At 58.1% G+C, this 16617-nt stretch carries 14 protein-coding genes; 3 read left to right on the top strand and 11 right to left on the bottom strand.

Annotated elements, in window-relative coordinates; all coding sequences use genetic code 11:
* The 9 genes from ACVWYZ_RS10660 to ACVWYZ_RS10620 all read right to left on the bottom strand — a co-directional run bounded on the left by ACVWYZ_RS10660 (position 1) and on the right by ACVWYZ_RS10620 (position 10386).
* Positions 1-534 (bottom strand): Uma2 family endonuclease, encoded by a 534-nt coding sequence (locus tag ACVWYZ_RS10660; protein WP_457467030.1) that lies wholly within the window; start codon positions 532-534, stop codon positions 1-3.
* A 33-nt stretch (positions 535-567) separates the two neighbouring features.
* Complete coding sequence (locus tag ACVWYZ_RS10655) at positions 568-1410, bottom strand: ABC transporter ATP-binding protein (RefSeq protein ID WP_457467052.1); 843 nt, start codon at positions 1408-1410, stop codon at positions 568-570.
* A 38-nt stretch (positions 1411-1448) separates the two neighbouring features.
* Entirely contained in the window at positions 1449-3440 is a 1992-nt protein-coding gene (locus tag ACVWYZ_RS10650; protein WP_457467029.1) for a nitrate ABC transporter ATP-binding protein, read from the bottom strand.
* A 72-nt stretch (positions 3441-3512) separates the two neighbouring features.
* Positions 3513-4472 carry a nitrate ABC transporter permease gene (gene ntrB / locus ACVWYZ_RS10645; RefSeq protein WP_011431708.1) on the bottom strand — a complete coding sequence of 320 codons (960 nt, stop codon included), beginning with the start codon at positions 4470-4472 and terminating at the stop codon, positions 3513-3515.
* A 160-nt stretch (positions 4473-4632) separates the two neighbouring features.
* Positions 4633-5955: a CmpA/NrtA family ABC transporter substrate-binding protein gene (locus ACVWYZ_RS10640; protein WP_414330505.1), complete on the bottom strand. Its 1323-nt coding sequence runs from the start codon at positions 5953-5955 to the stop codon at positions 4633-4635.
* A 61-nt stretch (positions 5956-6016) separates the two neighbouring features.
* Positions 6017-7564 carry a ferredoxin--nitrite reductase gene (locus tag ACVWYZ_RS10635; protein WP_414389720.1) on the bottom strand — a complete coding sequence of 516 codons (1548 nt, stop codon included), beginning with the start codon at positions 7562-7564 and terminating at the stop codon, positions 6017-6019.
* A gap of 484 nt (positions 7565-8048) precedes the next feature.
* A complete protein-coding gene (locus ACVWYZ_RS10630; RefSeq protein WP_457467028.1) occupies positions 8049-9188 on the bottom strand; it encodes a CAP domain-containing protein in 1140 nt (379 codons plus the stop codon).
* A gap of 16 nt (positions 9189-9204) precedes the next feature.
* Entirely contained in the window at positions 9205-9351 is a 147-nt protein-coding gene (locus tag ACVWYZ_RS10625; protein WP_187147246.1) for a hypothetical protein, read from the bottom strand.
* A 549-nt stretch (positions 9352-9900) separates the two neighbouring features.
* Entirely contained in the window at positions 9901-10386 is a 486-nt protein-coding gene (locus tag ACVWYZ_RS10620; protein ID WP_011431703.1) for an ureidoglycolate lyase, read from the bottom strand.
* Between the two features lie 221 nt (positions 10387-10607).
* On the opposite strand from ACVWYZ_RS10620, the gene ACVWYZ_RS10615 reads away from it, so the two are divergent.
* From ACVWYZ_RS10615 to ACVWYZ_RS10605, 3 genes are read left to right on the top strand one after another with little or no spacing between them, the layout of a single operon-like run.
* Positions 10608-11393 (top strand): hypothetical protein, encoded by a 786-nt coding sequence (locus tag ACVWYZ_RS10615; RefSeq protein ID WP_457467027.1) that lies wholly within the window; start codon positions 10608-10610, stop codon positions 11391-11393.
* The gene (locus ACVWYZ_RS10610) at positions 11390-12031 is read left to right on the top strand and encodes an ABC transporter permease (RefSeq protein ID WP_414351185.1); all 642 of its coding nucleotides are present in this window, start codon (positions 11390-11392) and stop codon (positions 12029-12031) included. Before ACVWYZ_RS10615 ends, ACVWYZ_RS10610 begins: the two co-directional genes overlap by 4 nt.
* 18 nt (positions 12032-12049) lie before the next feature.
* Entirely contained in the window at positions 12050-15064 is a 3015-nt protein-coding gene (locus ACVWYZ_RS10605) for an ATP-binding protein (RefSeq protein ID WP_457467026.1), read from the top strand.
* 3 nt (positions 15065-15067) lie between these two features.
* Here the strand turns inward: ACVWYZ_RS10605 and ACVWYZ_RS10600 are convergent, their stop codons facing one another.
* Together ACVWYZ_RS10600 and ACVWYZ_RS10595 are read right to left on the bottom strand one after the other, a co-directional pair.
* Entirely contained in the window at positions 15068-16327 is a 1260-nt protein-coding gene (locus tag ACVWYZ_RS10600) for an ABC transporter substrate-binding protein (protein ID WP_457467025.1), read from the bottom strand.
* A 74-nt stretch (positions 16328-16401) separates the two neighbouring features.
* Positions 16402-16617, bottom strand: a 216-nt coding sequence (locus tag ACVWYZ_RS10595; protein ID WP_457467024.1) for a zinc ribbon domain-containing protein, incomplete at its 5' end; no start/stop codon positions are given.

Here is a 16617-nt window from a genome sequence, read left to right as displayed (position 1 = left end):
CTAGCTCTTGTCAGTGTCCTGTTCAGCTAGCCAAAGATGGCCATCTTGAGTTTGGATAAAAACGTATTTGCTTCTGGGAAAAATCAGCCAGACTTCCAGTACATCGGAGCTGAGATACTCTTGGGCTTTTAGGAAAATATCTTCTCCACAGTCGGTTGGAGAGAAGATCTCCTCAACCAGAGGATAGCTCTGCGGCAAAGTGGCAATATCCTCTCCAAATTGCTGGATTAAATCTGGAGATGAGTAGGCAGCATCAGGTCTTCTGACTCCGCCTTTCGTTTGGCCGGGAGCCTTCACCAAAACCATACCCCCCACTGGCAGACATTCAACATAACCGAGCCAACGGAAGAGAAGTCGGGTTTGGATCTTGGCATGCCCTAAGGTTTGCCCCACTTTCTCCACAATGTAGCCATCTACCCATTTGGTTTGGGCAACTGGATTGGCCAGATAGTCGGCAAGGGTTTTGGGCAGGGTAGAGACCCGCTTCTCCATTGGGAGATCGGTTGGAGCTACCTGAACCGGAGCAGCGGCCATCAACTTCCCTCCCCAAGCGTTTTGATTCCTAGCTTAATCCTCCCTATGGGCAAAGCGACGATAGAGGAAGTCAAGGGCGCGGTTACGCAATTCGTAGAACTCGGGCATTTCCATAATGCGGGAGCGGATGCGCGGTCGCTCAAAGGGAATGGTCAAGATCTCACCAATATGGGCAGCGGGGCCGTTGGTCATCATCACCACACGGTCTGACAAGTAGAGAGCCTCGTCGATGTCGTGGGTAATCATCAAAACTGTGCAGCGGTGATCCCGCCAAATGGCCAGCAGCTCATCTTGTAGATCTTCCTTGGTAATGGCATCCAAGGCCCCAAAAGGCTCATCCAAGAGCAAAACTTGCGGACGAACGGCAAGAGCACGGGCAATGGCTACCCTTTGCTTCATGCCTCCAGAAAGCTGCTTGGGCCGCTTGTGGGCTGCCTCTGCTAAACCTACCAATTCTAGGTGTTCTTCAACGATTTCCCTTTTCTCCCGCCGGGATTTGTTTGGGTAAACCTGATCCACCACCAGATAAACATTTTCAAAAGCCGTCAGCCAGGGCAAAAGGGAATAATGTTGAAACACCATCATCCGATCCGGCCCTGGGGAGGTGATGGGCTGGCCCTTGAGGGTAATGGATCCCGAAGTGGGAGTCGAAAAACCCGCCACCATGTTGATCAAGGTGGATTTGCCACAACCCGAGTGGCCGATAATGCAAACAAACTCACCGGCGGCCACTTCCAGATTGATATTTTCCAGCGCAACGAAGGGCCCTGCTGAGGTGAAGTAGGTCTTGCCCACATTCTGAAGACAAAGAAGGGGCAGTCCTGCAACCGGAGATGCAGAAGATAGCGGTGAGGAAGATAGGCGAGAACTGGTCATCATGGTGTTTTCCAATTGAGGGGCTAAGGTAACAAAAGCTAAACTTCGCTGAGCCGGTACTCCTGCAGCTTCAGATCCTGCCGGATGGCCACCGACTCCAGGTAAGCAACGGGATCCTCTCCGTCGAAGCGGGATCCATCGGCAAAGAGCAAAGCTCCGCGGTCATGGGCCCGATCCGGCAGGCCCAGTTCTCTGGCGGCTAGGGCGTAGGTTTCGCTGTCCAGAACTTGGTCGAGAACCGAAACCCAATTGCGGGGAAAAGGGCAGAGTCCCCAGCGAGCCATCTGCGTCAGGATCCAGAGGTGTTCCAATCTTTCCGGACAGGTGTTGCGCCCGTTGGCAAACTGGTGAAAACCGGTGAGGGCTTGGGATTCATCGGCAATTCCCCGCTGCAGAATACCCGTCCACCCCGGCTGCAGATCCTCCAGGGCCACGCCCACATACTGGGGCTGAGCCAGCCACTCCAAGATCTCAGAACGGTGCTGCGGCTGATCGCAGTAGTGACAAGCCTCCAGTAGTGCTTTGACCAGAGCCACGTGGGTGCGGGGGTAGCTTTGGGCCCAGTCCTGGCGCACCGTCAGCACCTTTTCGATGTGGCTGGGTAAGATTTCAGGGGTGGTGGTGACGATAAATCCCAACTGTTCCCGCACGGCGCGGGAGTTCCAGGGCTCGCCCACGCAGTAGCCATCGATGTTGCCGGCCTTGAGGTGGGCCACCATCTGCGGCGGCGGGATCACCGTCAACGTAACGTCCCGATCCGGATCCACCCCCCCACCGGCCAGCCAGTGCCGCAACAGGAAGTTTTGCATGGAAGCCGGATGAACCACTCCCAGGGTGTGGACTGTGTCGGGGGTGTGGTTGAGGTATTGGCGAAAATCCGCCAGGCTTTGAACGCCTCGCTCCAAAAGTCTGCGCCCGAAGGTAATGGCGTTGCCGCCGCGGGAGAGGGTTAGCGCGGTAATCAAAGGCACCGGAACTCCCCCTACTCCCAAGGTGGAAGCCAACGGGATCCCGGCCACCACCATAGCCGCGTCCAGCCGACCAGAGCGGATCCCTTCCCAGATGGTCTTCCAGCCTGGCTCCCGCACCAGGGTGACCTGCTCCAGGCCATGCTTTTGAAACAGGCCCTTTTGCTGGGCCACCACCAGCGGGGCGCAGTCGTTGAGGGGCACAAAGCCAACCTCCAAATTGACCTTCTCCAGGCCATGCTTGGCAATAGCCACAGAGATAGGCGTTTTCTGGCGAGCCCGCTTTTGCTGGTTGAGAAAGTAGATCATCTCTCCCCGCAGGCTGTAGTAGTCGGGGTGACGCACCACTTCCAAACGATGGCGGGGCCGAGGAAAAGGGATCCGCAAAATCTGGCCAATGCGGGCAGCGGGGCCCTGGGTCATCATCACCACCCGATCCGAAAGCAAGAGGGCCTCATCCACATCGTGGGTAACCATGACACAGGTGAGCTGCTCCGCCTGGGCAATCTCCATCAGTTGCTCCTGCAGGTTGCCGCGCGTCAAGGCATCCAGAGCGCCAAAGGGCTCATCCAACAGCAGCACCCGCGGACGGATGGCCAAAGCCCGGGCAATGGCTACCCGCTGTTTCATCCCTCCTGACAGATGGGCCGGTCGCTTGTCGGCTGCCCCCTGCAACCCCACCTGGCGGATGTGCTCTTCCACAATCCGGCTTCGCTCCGCTTTGGGAAGGGATCCCAGCACCTCGTCCACGGCCAGGGCAACGTTCTCCCGCACGGTCAGCCAGGGCAGCAGGGAATAGTTCTGAAACACCACCATGCGATCCGGGCCGGGATCCGTAACCTGTCGGCCCTCCAGGAGAATGCCCCCTCGGGAAGGCTTTTCCAGGCCGGCGATGATGTTGAGTAGGGTCGATTTGCCACAGCCGGAGTGGCCAATTAGCGAGACAAATTCCCCTTTTTGGATCTCCAGGTGGATGTCTTTCAGGACAGGATAGACCTCTCCGTTGTCGAGGAGAAATTCCTTGTCGACATGATCCACTTCAATGTAAGGCTGGGTCTTCATGATTCCCCTGAGATGATTTCTGAGAGCATGGAGAAATTGTCAGCAACCAATCTAAAACTCGGCCAAGCTCATTTAGCGATCCTCAGCCACCACCAGCGAGCCAATCCAAGCGGTGATGCGATCCAGCAGAAGACCCACCATCCCGACATAGATCAAAGCCAGAATGATTTCGCTGATGCGGGAGCTATTCCAGGCATCCCAGATGAAAAATCCAATGCCCACACCGCCAATCAACATTTCCGCTGCCACAATGGCCAGCCAAGACAAGCCCACCCCAATGCGCAAGCCGGTAAAAATATAGGGCACAGTTGCCGGGAAAACGATTTTGAAAAAGTACTTCCAGCCAGACATGCGCACAATTCTGGCCACGTTGCGGTAGTCCTGTGGGATCTGCTGTACGCCGACAACGGTGTTGATCAAAATGGGCCAGAGGGCCGTAATGAAGATTACAAAAATGGCGGAAGGGTTGGCATCTCGAAAGGCAGCCAAAGAAATCGGCAGCCAGGCCAAAGGCGGCACCGTGCGCAGCACCTGAAAAATGGGATCCAAAGCCTCGTACAGCCAGCGATTGACCCCGATGATCATGCCGCCCACAACCCCCACCAAGCCGGCCAGGGCAAACCCAATGAACACCCGCCGCAAGCTGGCCCAAATTTGCCAGAACAGCCCTTTGGCATTGCCGCCATAGTCAAAAAAGGGATCTTTAATGAGGGGATCCCAGGTGTCCTGCCAAACCTGGAGAGGGGTGGGCAAGTTGGCTCCGGGGCGGCTGTAAATGATTTGCCAGAGAATCAGGACGAGCAAAATGGCCGTAGCGGGCAACAGAATGCGACGCAGCGCTTTGTGGATTTGGACTCTTTGCCGCCAAGCAGAAGAAGGTGCAGAACTGGCGGGAGAACCGATTCCGGTACTGGACTGAAGAACAGAACCTTGGCCGGTTTTCAGCAGCCAGTGGCCTAGGCCAACCAGTAGGGGAAGCAGGATCCGAAAGAGGTGGTAGCCCAACTGTAGGGCAGAGTGGAAAATCCTCATGGCTTGCTGGGAGTAAGGTTGAAGTCAACTTAAGAGGATCCCAAGAGAGAAGGGGTTTCAGTTGAACACTCTTTGTGGGGATTCGGGGATCCCTTCTCTCCTGGGCAGAGGGCTTGCAAGGGTTTTTGCAACTTGCTCTGGAAGAATTGAGAAGATCAGGCTAGGCCAGCTTCTTAATCGCCAATTTCTCCAGGTAGGCGGCAGGATTTTCGGGATCGAACTGCACCCCGTCGAAGAAGGTTTCCACTCCTCGAGAGGTGCTGGGGGGAATGGCTGCCCCCTGACCAATGGCTTTGGCAGCTTCTCGCCAGAGTTCTTCCCGATTCACCCGCTCCACCAAGGCTTTGGTATCGGTGTCGGCAGGTAGGTAACCCCAGCGGATGTTTTCGGTCAAGAACCAGAGATCGTGGCTCTTGAAGGGGTAGGAAGCGTAGTTCTGCCAGAACTTCATCAGGTGGGGGCTGTTTTCAACGACCTTGCCGGTGCCGTAGTCAAAAGTGCCCCGAGAACGGCCCAAGATATCGGGCACAGGCACCCCCAGCCAGCGGCGGTCGCCGATGATGCGACACATCTCCTCTTTGTTTTCCATCTGGTCGCACCAGATCTGGGCTTCTAGCACCGCTTTCAACAGGGCAAGGGTGGCTTTCGGGTGCGCATCCACCCAGTCGGCCCGCAGGGCAAAGGCCTTTTCCGGGTGGCCGTTCCACAGCTCGCCGGTGGTGAGGGCACTATACCCCTCTTTTTGGTTCACCAGCTGGGCATTCCAAGGCTCGCCCACACAGAGGGCTTCCATGGTTCTGGATTTCATATTGGCCACCATCTGCGGCGGCGGCACCACAATGACGGAGACGTCGCTAGTGGGATCGATCCCGCCTGCGGCCAGCCAGTAGCGCATCCATAGGTCGTGGGTGCCACCGGGGAAGGTCATCGCACATTTGGGATCTTTGCCGGCAGCTCGAAGCTCGGCAAACTTGGCCTTGAGGGGGGAACTATCCAGGCCGATTTGCAAATCCCGATATTGGTTGGAAATGCTAATGCCCTGACCGTCCAGATTGAGACGGGCCAAAATGTACATAGGCACCGGCTTGCCATCGGTAACTTTGCCGGTAGTGATGAGGTAGGGCATGGGGGTGAGGATGTGTGCCCCATCGATGCCGCCGGCGGCGGATCCCAGCACCAAGTTGTCGCGGGTGGTGCCCCAAGAGGCCTGCTTGACCACCTCTACGTCCTTCATGCCGTACTTGTCAAAGAACCCCTTTTCTTTGGCGATGATCAGGGGGGCCGCGTCGGTTAGAGCGATGAACCCCAGCTTGGCGCTGGTGGTTTCGGGAGTATCGGCCTGCGCCACCCAGTAGCCTTTGCCCAAGGATTGCGATTGGGCGCGCGGGATCCCAGCCGTGGCCGCCCCAGCCGTGAGAGCAGCCACCCCGGCCAAAAATTGCCGACGGGAGACGGGAGAGGAAGTGCTGAACAGCTTAGACATCGAAACCTCCAAGATTTACAACGACGAAGAAAGAAAAACTTTCAGGACGGCAACAGAACCGCTAGCGGGTTACCAAAACAGAAGCCTGGGCAGCGGACGGATGCTGACGCGGCTTGGCCCCAAAGTGTTCAATGAGCAACTCCACCAAGACCGGCTTGAGGTCTTCGCAAGGGATCCCTTTGCGCACGCATTCGCCCAGCTTGGCGTCTTTGCCCACCTCTCCCCCCATGTAGATGTCCACGGCCTCCACCACCCTGCCGTCCTTGCGAGCAGTGGTGCCCATAAGGCCGATATCGGCTACTTGGGGTTGGCCGCAGGAGTTGGGGCAGCCCGTCCAGTGGATGCGCACCGTTTGGGGGATCTCCAGCTCCGCCTCCAGCTCCTCCATCAAGGCCACAGCCCGGTTTTTGGTCTCGATAAGGGCAAAGTTGCAGAACTGGTTGCCCGTACAGGACACCAACCCCCGCTGCAAGGGCCCTGGGTTGGGGGAGAACTTCTTCAAGAGCGGCTCTTTGAGGAGCGGGGCCACTCGGGAGTCGGGCACATTGGGGATGAGCACGTTCTGCTCCACTGTCAGCCGCAGCTCCCCGGAGCCGTACACCTCCGCCAAGCGGGCCAGCTCCATCATCTCCAGGGCGTTGAGCCGCCCCACCGGCACATGCAGGCCGACAAAGTTGAGGCCCGGCTGCTTCTGGGCATGCACCCCCAGCAGATCCCGCTTGTGCCAGACCACCTCATCTTTTTCCGCTGCCCTGGGCAGAGGGTGGCCTATCTGGCGCTCCACAGCCGCCCGGAACTTCTCTAGGCCCCACTCGTCAATGAGCCACATCAGCCGTGCCTTTTGTCGGTTGGCCCGCAGGCCGTGATCCCGGTAGACCAGCAGCACCGCCTCGCACAGAGGAACCACATCGCGGGGATCCACCCAGACATCCAGGCCAATTGCCTCGGCGCAGCGGCGAGCAGAGAAAAAGCCGCCCACCAGGACGTTGAAGCCCAGGCGGCCATTTTTGAAGGCGGGCACAAAGGCCAGGTCGTTGATCTCCGCATGCACGGAGTTGTCGCGACAACCGCAGATGGCGATGTTGAACTTGCGCGGCAGGTTGCTGAAGGAAGGGTTGCCCTCGCCATTGTTGGTGATCATGTCCTGCACCTTGCGGGTGAGGCCGCGCACATCGATCAGCTCGTCCGGGTCAATACCGGCCAGAGGGGATCCCGTGATGTTGCGCACGTTGTCCATGCCCGACTGGATGCTGGTCAGGCCTACCTCTTTCAGGTAGCCCAGGATCTGGGGCATTTCTTCAATGGGGATGCCCCGCAGTTGCAGGTTCTGCCGGGTGGTGATGTCGGCTACGCCCTGTTCTCCATAGGGGTGGATGATTGCGCCCAACATGCGCATTTGGCCGCTGGTTAGGATCCCATTGGGCAGGCGCAGCCGCAGCATGAACTGACCTGGGGTGCGCTTGCGAAAGAAGATCCCCAGCCACTTGAGGCGGTGATCCCGGTCGTCTTCAGGAATGTTCTCCCAACCCATCCGGGCAAACGCCTCCAGCTCGGCCTTGACCGCCAGCCCATCCTTTTCGCTTTTGAGGCGTTCAAATTGGTTCGCCATGATCGCTGCCGTGGGGTGAACACTGGCTACCCTAGCGATAACGAACCGTTAACTTTGGTATTGGCAGTTACACTTTGTAACAGGTTATGCAGTTTTGTCATTCTCGAATTGCGCTTTATGCATAAAGTCAGGCTTCCAGGAGCATGCCTCTAACCCCCAAAACCCTGAACTTTGCTGAATTTACTGAGCTTTAGGCGGTTTGGCAAAAGTCATTGAGAGGGATATAGTAGACCAAGTTTCCCCCTGATCCTTGAGTCCACCGCAACGGTTGCCGGGAAGTGAAGGGGGAAAGCGCTCGGGGGGTATTCCTCAGGGCTTTGCGGGATACCGCCTTCCTGTTTGGACTCCGTCCCGCTGACGCGAACAGAGATAGGCAGGATGCGATCGCTTCTTTCCTGAACCATGTTCAGGAGAGTTCAGCGTGAATGTATCAGCAGCAGACCCCTCTTTCCCCTTTGGGAAAGGGGCTGGGGGTGAGGAAAAGCTAGTTGAGAGGGTTGAAAGAGTTGAAAGGCTCCATCTGCCAGAGCAGACGGGGCGGGATCCCCAGCCCTTCGGTGAGGGGTGCGGGCCGTTGGGAAGTTTGGGGATCGCAGTCGTAGAGAGCGGTGGTGTAGCGGTAGCTGCGGGGGGGGCCACCGTTGAGGCGAATGCCGCTAATTTCAAAGGTGTAGTTGCGATTGGGCTGGATCGAACCCACGGAGTAGGTCAAAGTTTCCAGGCCAAAGGCGGGATCCCCCACGCGGAGATCTCCAACAGGCACCGGCTCGCCGCTGAGGGCATCGGTGATGCGGACTTGGGCTTGGCTGAGATCAGCCTTGCCGCCACGGCTGGGCACCGAGAAAGACCAGCGGTAGGCAGACAGGGGCTGGCCGGAAAACCCTTCTAGGCGGTAGAGGTAGCCGTCTTTCTCCGGGAAGGCGATGAACTCTGGATCTGGCACCGACTCGTCAAAACCGAAGATCCAGTTGGCGTTGGCCTGGGTCACCCGTCCAGCCCGTGGGTCAAAGACAATGCCGTAGGCCCCCTGGGCGTACTGAGGATACAGGTTCCAGCGGCGATGCCCCACATCCACAAAGTTTTCTCGACCTCGCTCGGCAAAATAGATGTCCACCTGCCGCGCCAACACCCGGCCTGGATCGGGGCCGTTCAGCTCTAGGATGGGCCCAACCGCCAGGTTGCTGAAGCGGGATCCCGCCTCCCCAGCAGGGGTAAAGCAGCGCCAAGAAGGGGGCGGCTGGTGGCTGAGAGTACCATTGGCTACCTGCATCAAGGCCGCTTGCTGGGCGGCTTCTAGGAACTGAGGATTGAGCTTCACCGGCGGTAACTGGTGCAACAGCCGTAGAAAATTCAGCCGATCCATCATCTTTTGGGCTGCTGCAGGCGTAAGGCGACCGGGGTTGCAGGTAGCAACCTGGGGCTGTTCGGCGTAAATAGGCCCCGTAAAGCTGCGGGTCTGGCGATCCAACCGGCACAGGAAGCTGGCAATCGGCACTTCCCCTGCCCGCGGTGGCTCCATCGAGGTAGGGGATCCTCCACAGGCCGCCAGCAGACAAAGACAAAAGATCCCCGCGATCCTCAAAGCCCAAAGCTGAACCAACTTGGGCAACCGCTGCAAGGGCATGCAAAAACCAGCCGAATTATGAGCCGGTGGGGGTGGGGGTGATGCTGGGGGGGCTGACGGTGCTGCTGCTGCTCTCGCCACAAGCAGGCAACAAGCCCAGACAGGCAAACAGGGCTAAGGCCGCCAAAAGCTGGTGGGTCACTTTGGGTTGCAACGTAGCCATGACAACAAACCTCCCAAATGCTGCTGGGTTTGACCCTGTTCTATCACCTGGCCAGGTGGGTTACAGCACCAAGATCCATGGCGACAAGGGTATAACTTAAGCCCAAGTCAAGGAACGCTCACCCAAGTCGGCTACATCCACCAGGACTGGGATCCAAGCCCACTTTTTCTCTCCACCCATAGTGGAGTACGGATCCCCACAACTGATACATTCACGCTGAACTCTCCTGAACATGGTTCAGGAAAGAAGCGATCGCATCCTGCCTATCTCTGAGCAGGAAGGCGGTATCCCGCAAAGCCCTGAGGAATACCCCCCGAGCGCTTTCCCCCTTCACTTCCCGGCAACCGTTGCGGTGGACTCAAGGATCAGGGGGAAACTTGGTCTACTATATCCCTCTCAATGACTTTTGCCAAACCGCCTAAAGCTCAGTAAATTCAGCAAAGTTCAGGGTTTTGGGGGTTAGAGGCATGCTCTTCTTGCGCTCAAGCGAAAGATTGCTGTGATCAATGCTGCTTTTTGCCCGATTGATAAGGGATCCCCAAAAGCTTGTCAGGGGGTGATCTGGAACTCCAGGTTGTAGGTTTGGAGTAAGTTTATGGTTTCGTGATCGGTGATGTTGGTGTCGGCCAGCTCCAAGTTGTAGAAATCGATGAACTCTTCGTGGTCAAAATAGGGGCCGGCATGCCAGGTACCCATCTCCAGTTTGATAAAGCGATCCCCAGGCACCCGAAAGGCTTGAATCTGATCCACGTGCAGCTCATCGGCAGGCGGTGCAACACCAATAAACCACTCCTTGCCATTGAGGGATCCCAGGCACTGGGTGCAGCGGATGTGGTGGGTGATCTGAGTAAACTTGAGGCCGCGGCGAGGCAAGCGCATGATGTAAAAGCGGGGCTGCCCTTGATTCAAGAACAACTGAGCATCTTGACTGTCGAAGGGTTTGTGATCGGGAGTGGGGCAAATGACCTGTCCGTAGGGGGCAAAGTTTTCCGGTTCAGCGAGATGGGCCTTCAGTTGGCGCAATTGGCTGGTCACCCTGCTCTTCTCCTTTGCGTTTGACGAGCTGTCTTGTGTCTCACTGTTGCCCTACAACGTGAGCACGAGGGCGTGAAGACGCAAACAGCCCAGCGAACCCCATTCTATCGAGACTTGGCCAGGCAGCTTCCCTTCTGGGAAGGGATCCCTGGGCAAACCCGGGCTGCTCAAGGTCGCAAGTACAATGGGAAAACTTCCCAGCCTCAGCAGAGCAAATGGCGATGCAGCGGGACTTACAAGAGCTGATCATCTCCCCAGCTCAAGTTGAAAGCCTCTCTCAAGTGCCGGTGGCTTGGTTGTATCGGCCTCGGCCCGTTCGTCGCTTTAAGGATCGCCTGCGCCAGTTCTCCGCCTTCTGGGATCTCCTGCGCTTGTTGCTGACGCTGGACTTGTTCTTGCGTTTCTTGACCTTCTGGACAGGGGGATCCCTACTTACCCTGGTGGGGCGGATTTGGATCCCTGGCCTACAGGCCACTTGGGGCACTTGGCTGGTGGAATGGGGGATCCTGGCGGCTATTGCCGCTCTGGGCCAAGCCTATTGGATTTTCCGCAGCCGCCGCATGCCGCTGCTGTTGAATTTGCTGGGGGAGGTGGATCGCTACAACCGAATCATCCAGGCCATCCACGTCAACGACCAGTTGGTGGAAGCGGGCAACCCCGAGGTGAAGCTGGCCCAGAGGGCTGAGGTGATCGAAGCCCTGAAGCTGACCCGGGCCGATCTCATCCGTGCCTTGAAAACCGAACGGATCTTGCGGCAAAACGAAGACTTGATCGAGCAGCAGAGCGAGTTTTTCGGGGATAACTTGGCAGCGCTGACGGCCCTACAGGTGAGCGAGCAGGCCAGCGAACAGGGTCGTATCCTAGAGACTGCTTTACAGATTGCTTTGCAGGTGCGCTCCCAAATCCGCCGTTTGCAAGAGCGAGAAGCCAACCAGGCCCCAAGCAGGGATCCAGACACCATTAGGGAAGATAGGCAGGATACAGACGACAACTCGGATTGGCAATGAGCCTTTTGGCCCGCTCCCTCAGCTACGCCCAGAACCACAGCGACATGCTGTTTCAAGCTTTCGTCCAACACCTGCAACTGGTGGCGGTGCCTTTGGGAATGGGGCTGCTGTTGGGCTTGCCGCTGGGCTTTTTCAGCTCCCGCTCCCAGATGCTTTCCCTGGTGGTGATCAATGCGTTCAGCAGCCTGCGGGTGATCCCCAGTTTGGCCATTTTGTTTTTGGCCATCCCCTATTTCGGCCTCAGCTTCCGTTCGGCAGTTGTGGCTCTAACCCTTCTGGCTTTGCCCCCCATTCTGATCAGCACGGATGTGGCCTTCCGCAGCCTTGAGCCGGCCCTACGGGAAGCTGCCCTGAGCATGGGCATGACTCCTGGCCAGGTGTTACGGCACGTGGAGATCCCCTTGGCTTTGCCGGTGATCCTGGCCGGTGTTAAAACGGCTACGATTGAGGTGATTGCCAGTGCTACTCTGGCAGCGTTTATCGGTGCGGGAGGGCTGGGCACTTTTATCACCCTGGGGTTTGCTCTCTATGACAACGCCATCTTGCTGGTGGGGGCGGTTCCAGTGGCCCTTCTGGCTATTGCGGCCGAGATCGGCCTTGGCACTCTGCAGCGGGCTTTGGAACCTCCCCAAGCCTGAGGTTCTGTGAGGGATCCCATGCTGTTTTTCTCTGGTTCTTCTGAAGTGCGATCCCGGTGGCCTTTCCGCTCCATTCCTTTGCGGGTGGCGTTGCTGCTGCCCCTAGTGCTCTCAGTAGCAGGGGGAGTGGGGGGAGTGGCCTATCTCTCCTGGCAGGGCGGGCGACACCTGGCGCTGCGCTTGACGGAGCAACTGAGGCGGGAAGTTACCGACCGCACCGAAGAGCATCTTGCCAGATATTTGCAAATTCCCCTTCAGATCAATGCCCTCAATCAAGGGGCAGTGAGGGGGGGGCTGCTGCCCGATTTGACAACCCCCAGCCCAGCCGATCTAGAGGTGCTGGAAGCTCACTTTGCCCGCCAGTTGCAGCCATTTCCTGAGCTCAGCTATGTCGGCTTTGTCTCGGCTCAAGGGGGGTTTGTGATCGCCCGCCGTCACGCCGATGGGTCGATCTGGACTTACCACACCCCCGGCCTCTTGCCGGGATCCGCCCAGGGCCGCCAACGGGATCCAGAGACAGGGGATCCCACAGGGTTCACTCGCCGGTTGGGCTTTGTGGATCTGGAGCAGTTGTTCTGGTTTCCCCAGCTCCTGCAGTCGGAAGGGATCCGCGACACTTGGGTGGTAACCCGATTTTTTGCGGAGCTTCCTGCCCAGGATCCAGAGCGGCTGATCGTGACGTCCCTATCCCTGACCGACTCGGAGGGACGGGTTTATGGCAGCTTGGTGGCTTCCCTGTCCATTCAGCAGCTTCAGGCTTTTCTGGAACGAGTACAAGGCAGCTCTGCTGTGGGGGTGAGCTTTCTGCTGGACGAAGAGGGGCAAGTGGTAGCCAGCACGGCAGGGCCTGCTCCCCACCCGCTGCTGGTGGCCGTGCAAGAGCAGGTGGGCTCCTGGGAGACGGCCTCTTCTCAGAATTCGCTGCGCCTCAAGGTCGGAGGGATCCCCTACTGGGTGGAGGTGGAGTCCGTTCAGAGTGAAGGGAGGCTAGGTTTTTATTTCGTGTACGGGATCCCAGAGGCAACCCTTCTGGCCAAAGTCCATCGGAGCGCCCAACAGGCTGCGCTGCTGGGGGGTGGGCTATTGCTGAGCATGCTGGGGACAGGGATCCTCCTCGGCGAAGCTCTCTCCCGTCCCCTGTGCCGCCTCACCCAAATCGCCGAGCAATTTATCCAAAGCGGCTTCCAGCCCTGGCCCCCTTTGGATCCCGGCCCCATCCAGGAGGTGCAGACGCTAACCAAAGCCTGGCAGCAGGCGGCAGCAGCCCAGCAGGCCCTGCTGGATCGTCTGTGGCAGCAGCAGCAAGAATACCGCGCCGTGGTGGAGCAGCAGACAGAGCTCATTTGCCGCTTTCGGCCCGATACCTGCATCACCTTCGTCAATCCTGCCTACTTGCGCTTTTTTGGCTGTTCGGCAGAAGAGAAGTTGGGCACCTGCTGGCGGGATCGGCTGCCGGAAGAAGAGCGGGAGGAAGTGTTGCAAGCTTTTGCCGCCCTCACTCCTGAAAGTCCCTTTTACTGCAGCGAGCGGGAGTACCCCGGAGAAAACGGCCAGTCCCGCTGGATTAGCTGGGTGGATCAGGGCATTTTCGACAGCCAAGGCCGCTTGGTGGAGATCCTGTCGGTGGGGCGGGAGATCACCGAGCAAAAGCGGGCAGAACAACAGTTGCAAGCCCTCAACCGGGAGCTGGAAGCCCAGGTGGAGCTGCGCACGGCCAAGCTGCAGCAAGCCTTGTATTTTGAGGGGGTGCTGCGCGCCATCAGCAGCCGGATGGTGGTCAGCCTAAACGAGGGGGAAATCCTGGAAGAAGTGGTCAGAGCCCTTGCCGAAGCGCTAAGCCTGACCTGCTGCCAAATCCTGCTGCTTTTAGAAGATGGGTCAACCTGGATCCCTGGCTACTGCTACTCCCCCCTTCTCTCTTCTGATGCAGCTCAGGGCGACAGGGCGGATCCCTTGCATGGGCCAGACTACGCCAGCGACCCGGAGTTCCTGCGCCTGCTGCAGTCCCATTCTTCCTCGCAGCAGAAATGGGAAATCCACTGCTGTTGTCGCACAGGGAAAGAGGGACGCTGGGTGCGGCTGCTGGTCTGCACCCTTTGGGACAAAGAGAAGCGGCTGGGAGCTTTGCTGTTGGAGCGGCTGCCGGAGCAAGAGTTTTCCGAAGACGAGATTCAACTGGCCTATCAGGTGGCCAACCTATGTGCCCTGGCCATTCGCCAAGCCCGTCTGTACCAAGCAGCCCAAGCGCAGGTGAAGGAATTGGAGCGGCTGAATTTGCTGAAGGATGATTTCCTCAGCACCGTCTCGCACGAGCTGCGCACCCCCCTGACCAATGTGCGCATGGCCTTGCAAATGCTGCAAATGACCCGCGATAACCCCGAGAAACAGCGGCACTACTTCACCATTGCCCTGAAAGAGTGCAACCGGCAAATCGAGCTCATTAACGACCTGCTGGATATGCGACGGCTGGAAGCCGGGACGTATCTGCTGCAACCAGAGAATATTTTTCTGCCGCGGTATTTACAAGATTTGCTGGCCGGGGCTCAGCCTTTGGCCCAAGCCAAACATCAACACCTGCAACTGCACCTGGAGGCAGGGATCCCCTCGCTTTGGGCCGACCCCACCTGCTTGGGGCGCATTCTGCGCGAGCTGCTGCACAACGCCATCAAGTACACGGCCCCCGAGGGATCCATCCACCTGCGGGCTGTCTCAGAAGGGCAGGGGATCCTCTTCGTCTGCAGCAACAGCAGCGAGATCCCAGAGCCAGAGCTGCCCCGCATCTTTGAAAAGTTTTACCGGATCCCGCAATCGGATCGCTGGAAGCACGGCGGCACCGGCCTGGGGCTGGCTTTGGTGAAGCAACTGGTGGAGCACATGGGGGGGAATATCTCCGTCAACAGCTCGGACGGATGGACCCACTTCCAAGTTTGGTTGCCCCAAGGTGAGGATCCTGCTCCGCCATTGCCCGGCCCACCCCCAATGTCAGAAGACCTCCCCTTTTGGAAAGAGGCTGGGGGTGAGGGGCATACCTAACCCCTATCCCGGCAAGACTTGTTGCTGCCAGAGGGCCTCCAGTTGCACTGTGTATTCGGAGTTCACGATGGGCACTGCCCCAGCAATGGCCTCTTGAATGGGGATCCCGGCAGCAGCCTCCAGCTGGGCAAAAGCTGTTTGGTAGTCGGCAGACAACCGGCTGACATCAATGAGCGGCAGATCCCCCCAGACCTCCGGCTTGAACTTTTCCAGCTGCCCCTCCGGGCTGGCCAAAACCTCCGCCAAGACCATCGCCCCCCAAGGATTGGCCGCATTGATGGGAATGGCTGTAAACGAGGGATCGATCAAGCTGGTGCCCGGGATCCCATAGGGGGTGGTGCTGGGGGGAAATTGGCCGTTGCCCTTGCGTAAGATCACCTGATCGATAAAGGTGGGGATGAGCCACACTTCGCCGTTGGCAAAGAGCTCCGCCAGGCGGGCAAAGGTGGGCGGGTAGGTTTTGCCCTGTCTCCACAGGAAGGGATCCAGCTTTCTCAGGTATTCCACCAGGGCAGGGGATTGTCGCGCCCAGAGATCGGCATCGAAGTCCGGCCCGCTGTACTGAGCATAGCCCCCGGTCACACCATAGAAGGCGCTCAACAAAAAGCGGCTGCCATGAAAATCCGGCGGGGCCACGTAGGTAAATCGCCCTGGGTTGGCCTCTGCCCAAGCCAACAGTTCGGCGTGGCTCTGGGGGGGATTGGGTACCCGTTCGGCATCATAGGCCATCAAAAAGTAGTTGCCGGTGTAGGGTGCAGAATAGCCCTCGGTGGGCAGGCCAAAATCCGTTGCAATATCGGCGGGATCGTAGAAGGGCAAGCTGGGCAATTTCTCAGCAAAAGGGCCGAAGAGCAAATTCCCCTGCTTGAGGGTGCGGAAGTTGTTGCCATTGATCCAGATGAGATCGATGCTGCCGCCGCTGCGCAGACCGGCCTGCACCTCCCCAATCACCTTGTTGACTGCTTCAACGGTATCCGTGAGCGGGATCCGGTTCAAGCGAACGCCATAACGCTCCTGCAACTGGCTTTTCACCCAGCCATCCACGAAGCCATTGATGGCCTCGCTGCCGCTCCACATGGCCCAGTTGACAGAGCTGCCCCGCGCCCGCTCCAGAATATCCGCCCAGCTCAGGGATCCCAGATCTACCGAACTCTGTGAGGTATTCTGGGCCAACGGAGAGCCTTGACTCAACGCCCAAGCTCCCAGGGATCCCAGGCCGGCCAATACCTGCCGCCGCTTCCAGAAAACGCTTTTGGGTTGCATAGCCTTGCCACCATCCCCATCCAACTTTCAGGTTTCAGATTCAACTTAAACTGATACATTTACGCTGAACACTGCTAAGCATTACTGCTCAACGGTGAAGCGATAGCATTCTGTCCGTTTCCGAACAGAAAGGCGGTATCCCGCAAAGCTCTGAGCATAACACCCAGAGCGCCTTGCCAATCTCGTGGTAGCCTATGGTTGCACTTTGGGCATCTAAACACCTTTGCGCCACCCAACTTAGTGTGGATGTGCCCGCACTTGGTGCAGGTTTTGCTGGTGTACGCTTCCGA

The sequence above is a fragment of the Thermostichus sp. MS-CIW-37 genome, assembly GCF_054060065.1.
The sequence above is the reverse complement of the archived record's forward strand: the minus strand, read 5'-3'. Positions and strand labels throughout refer to the sequence as shown.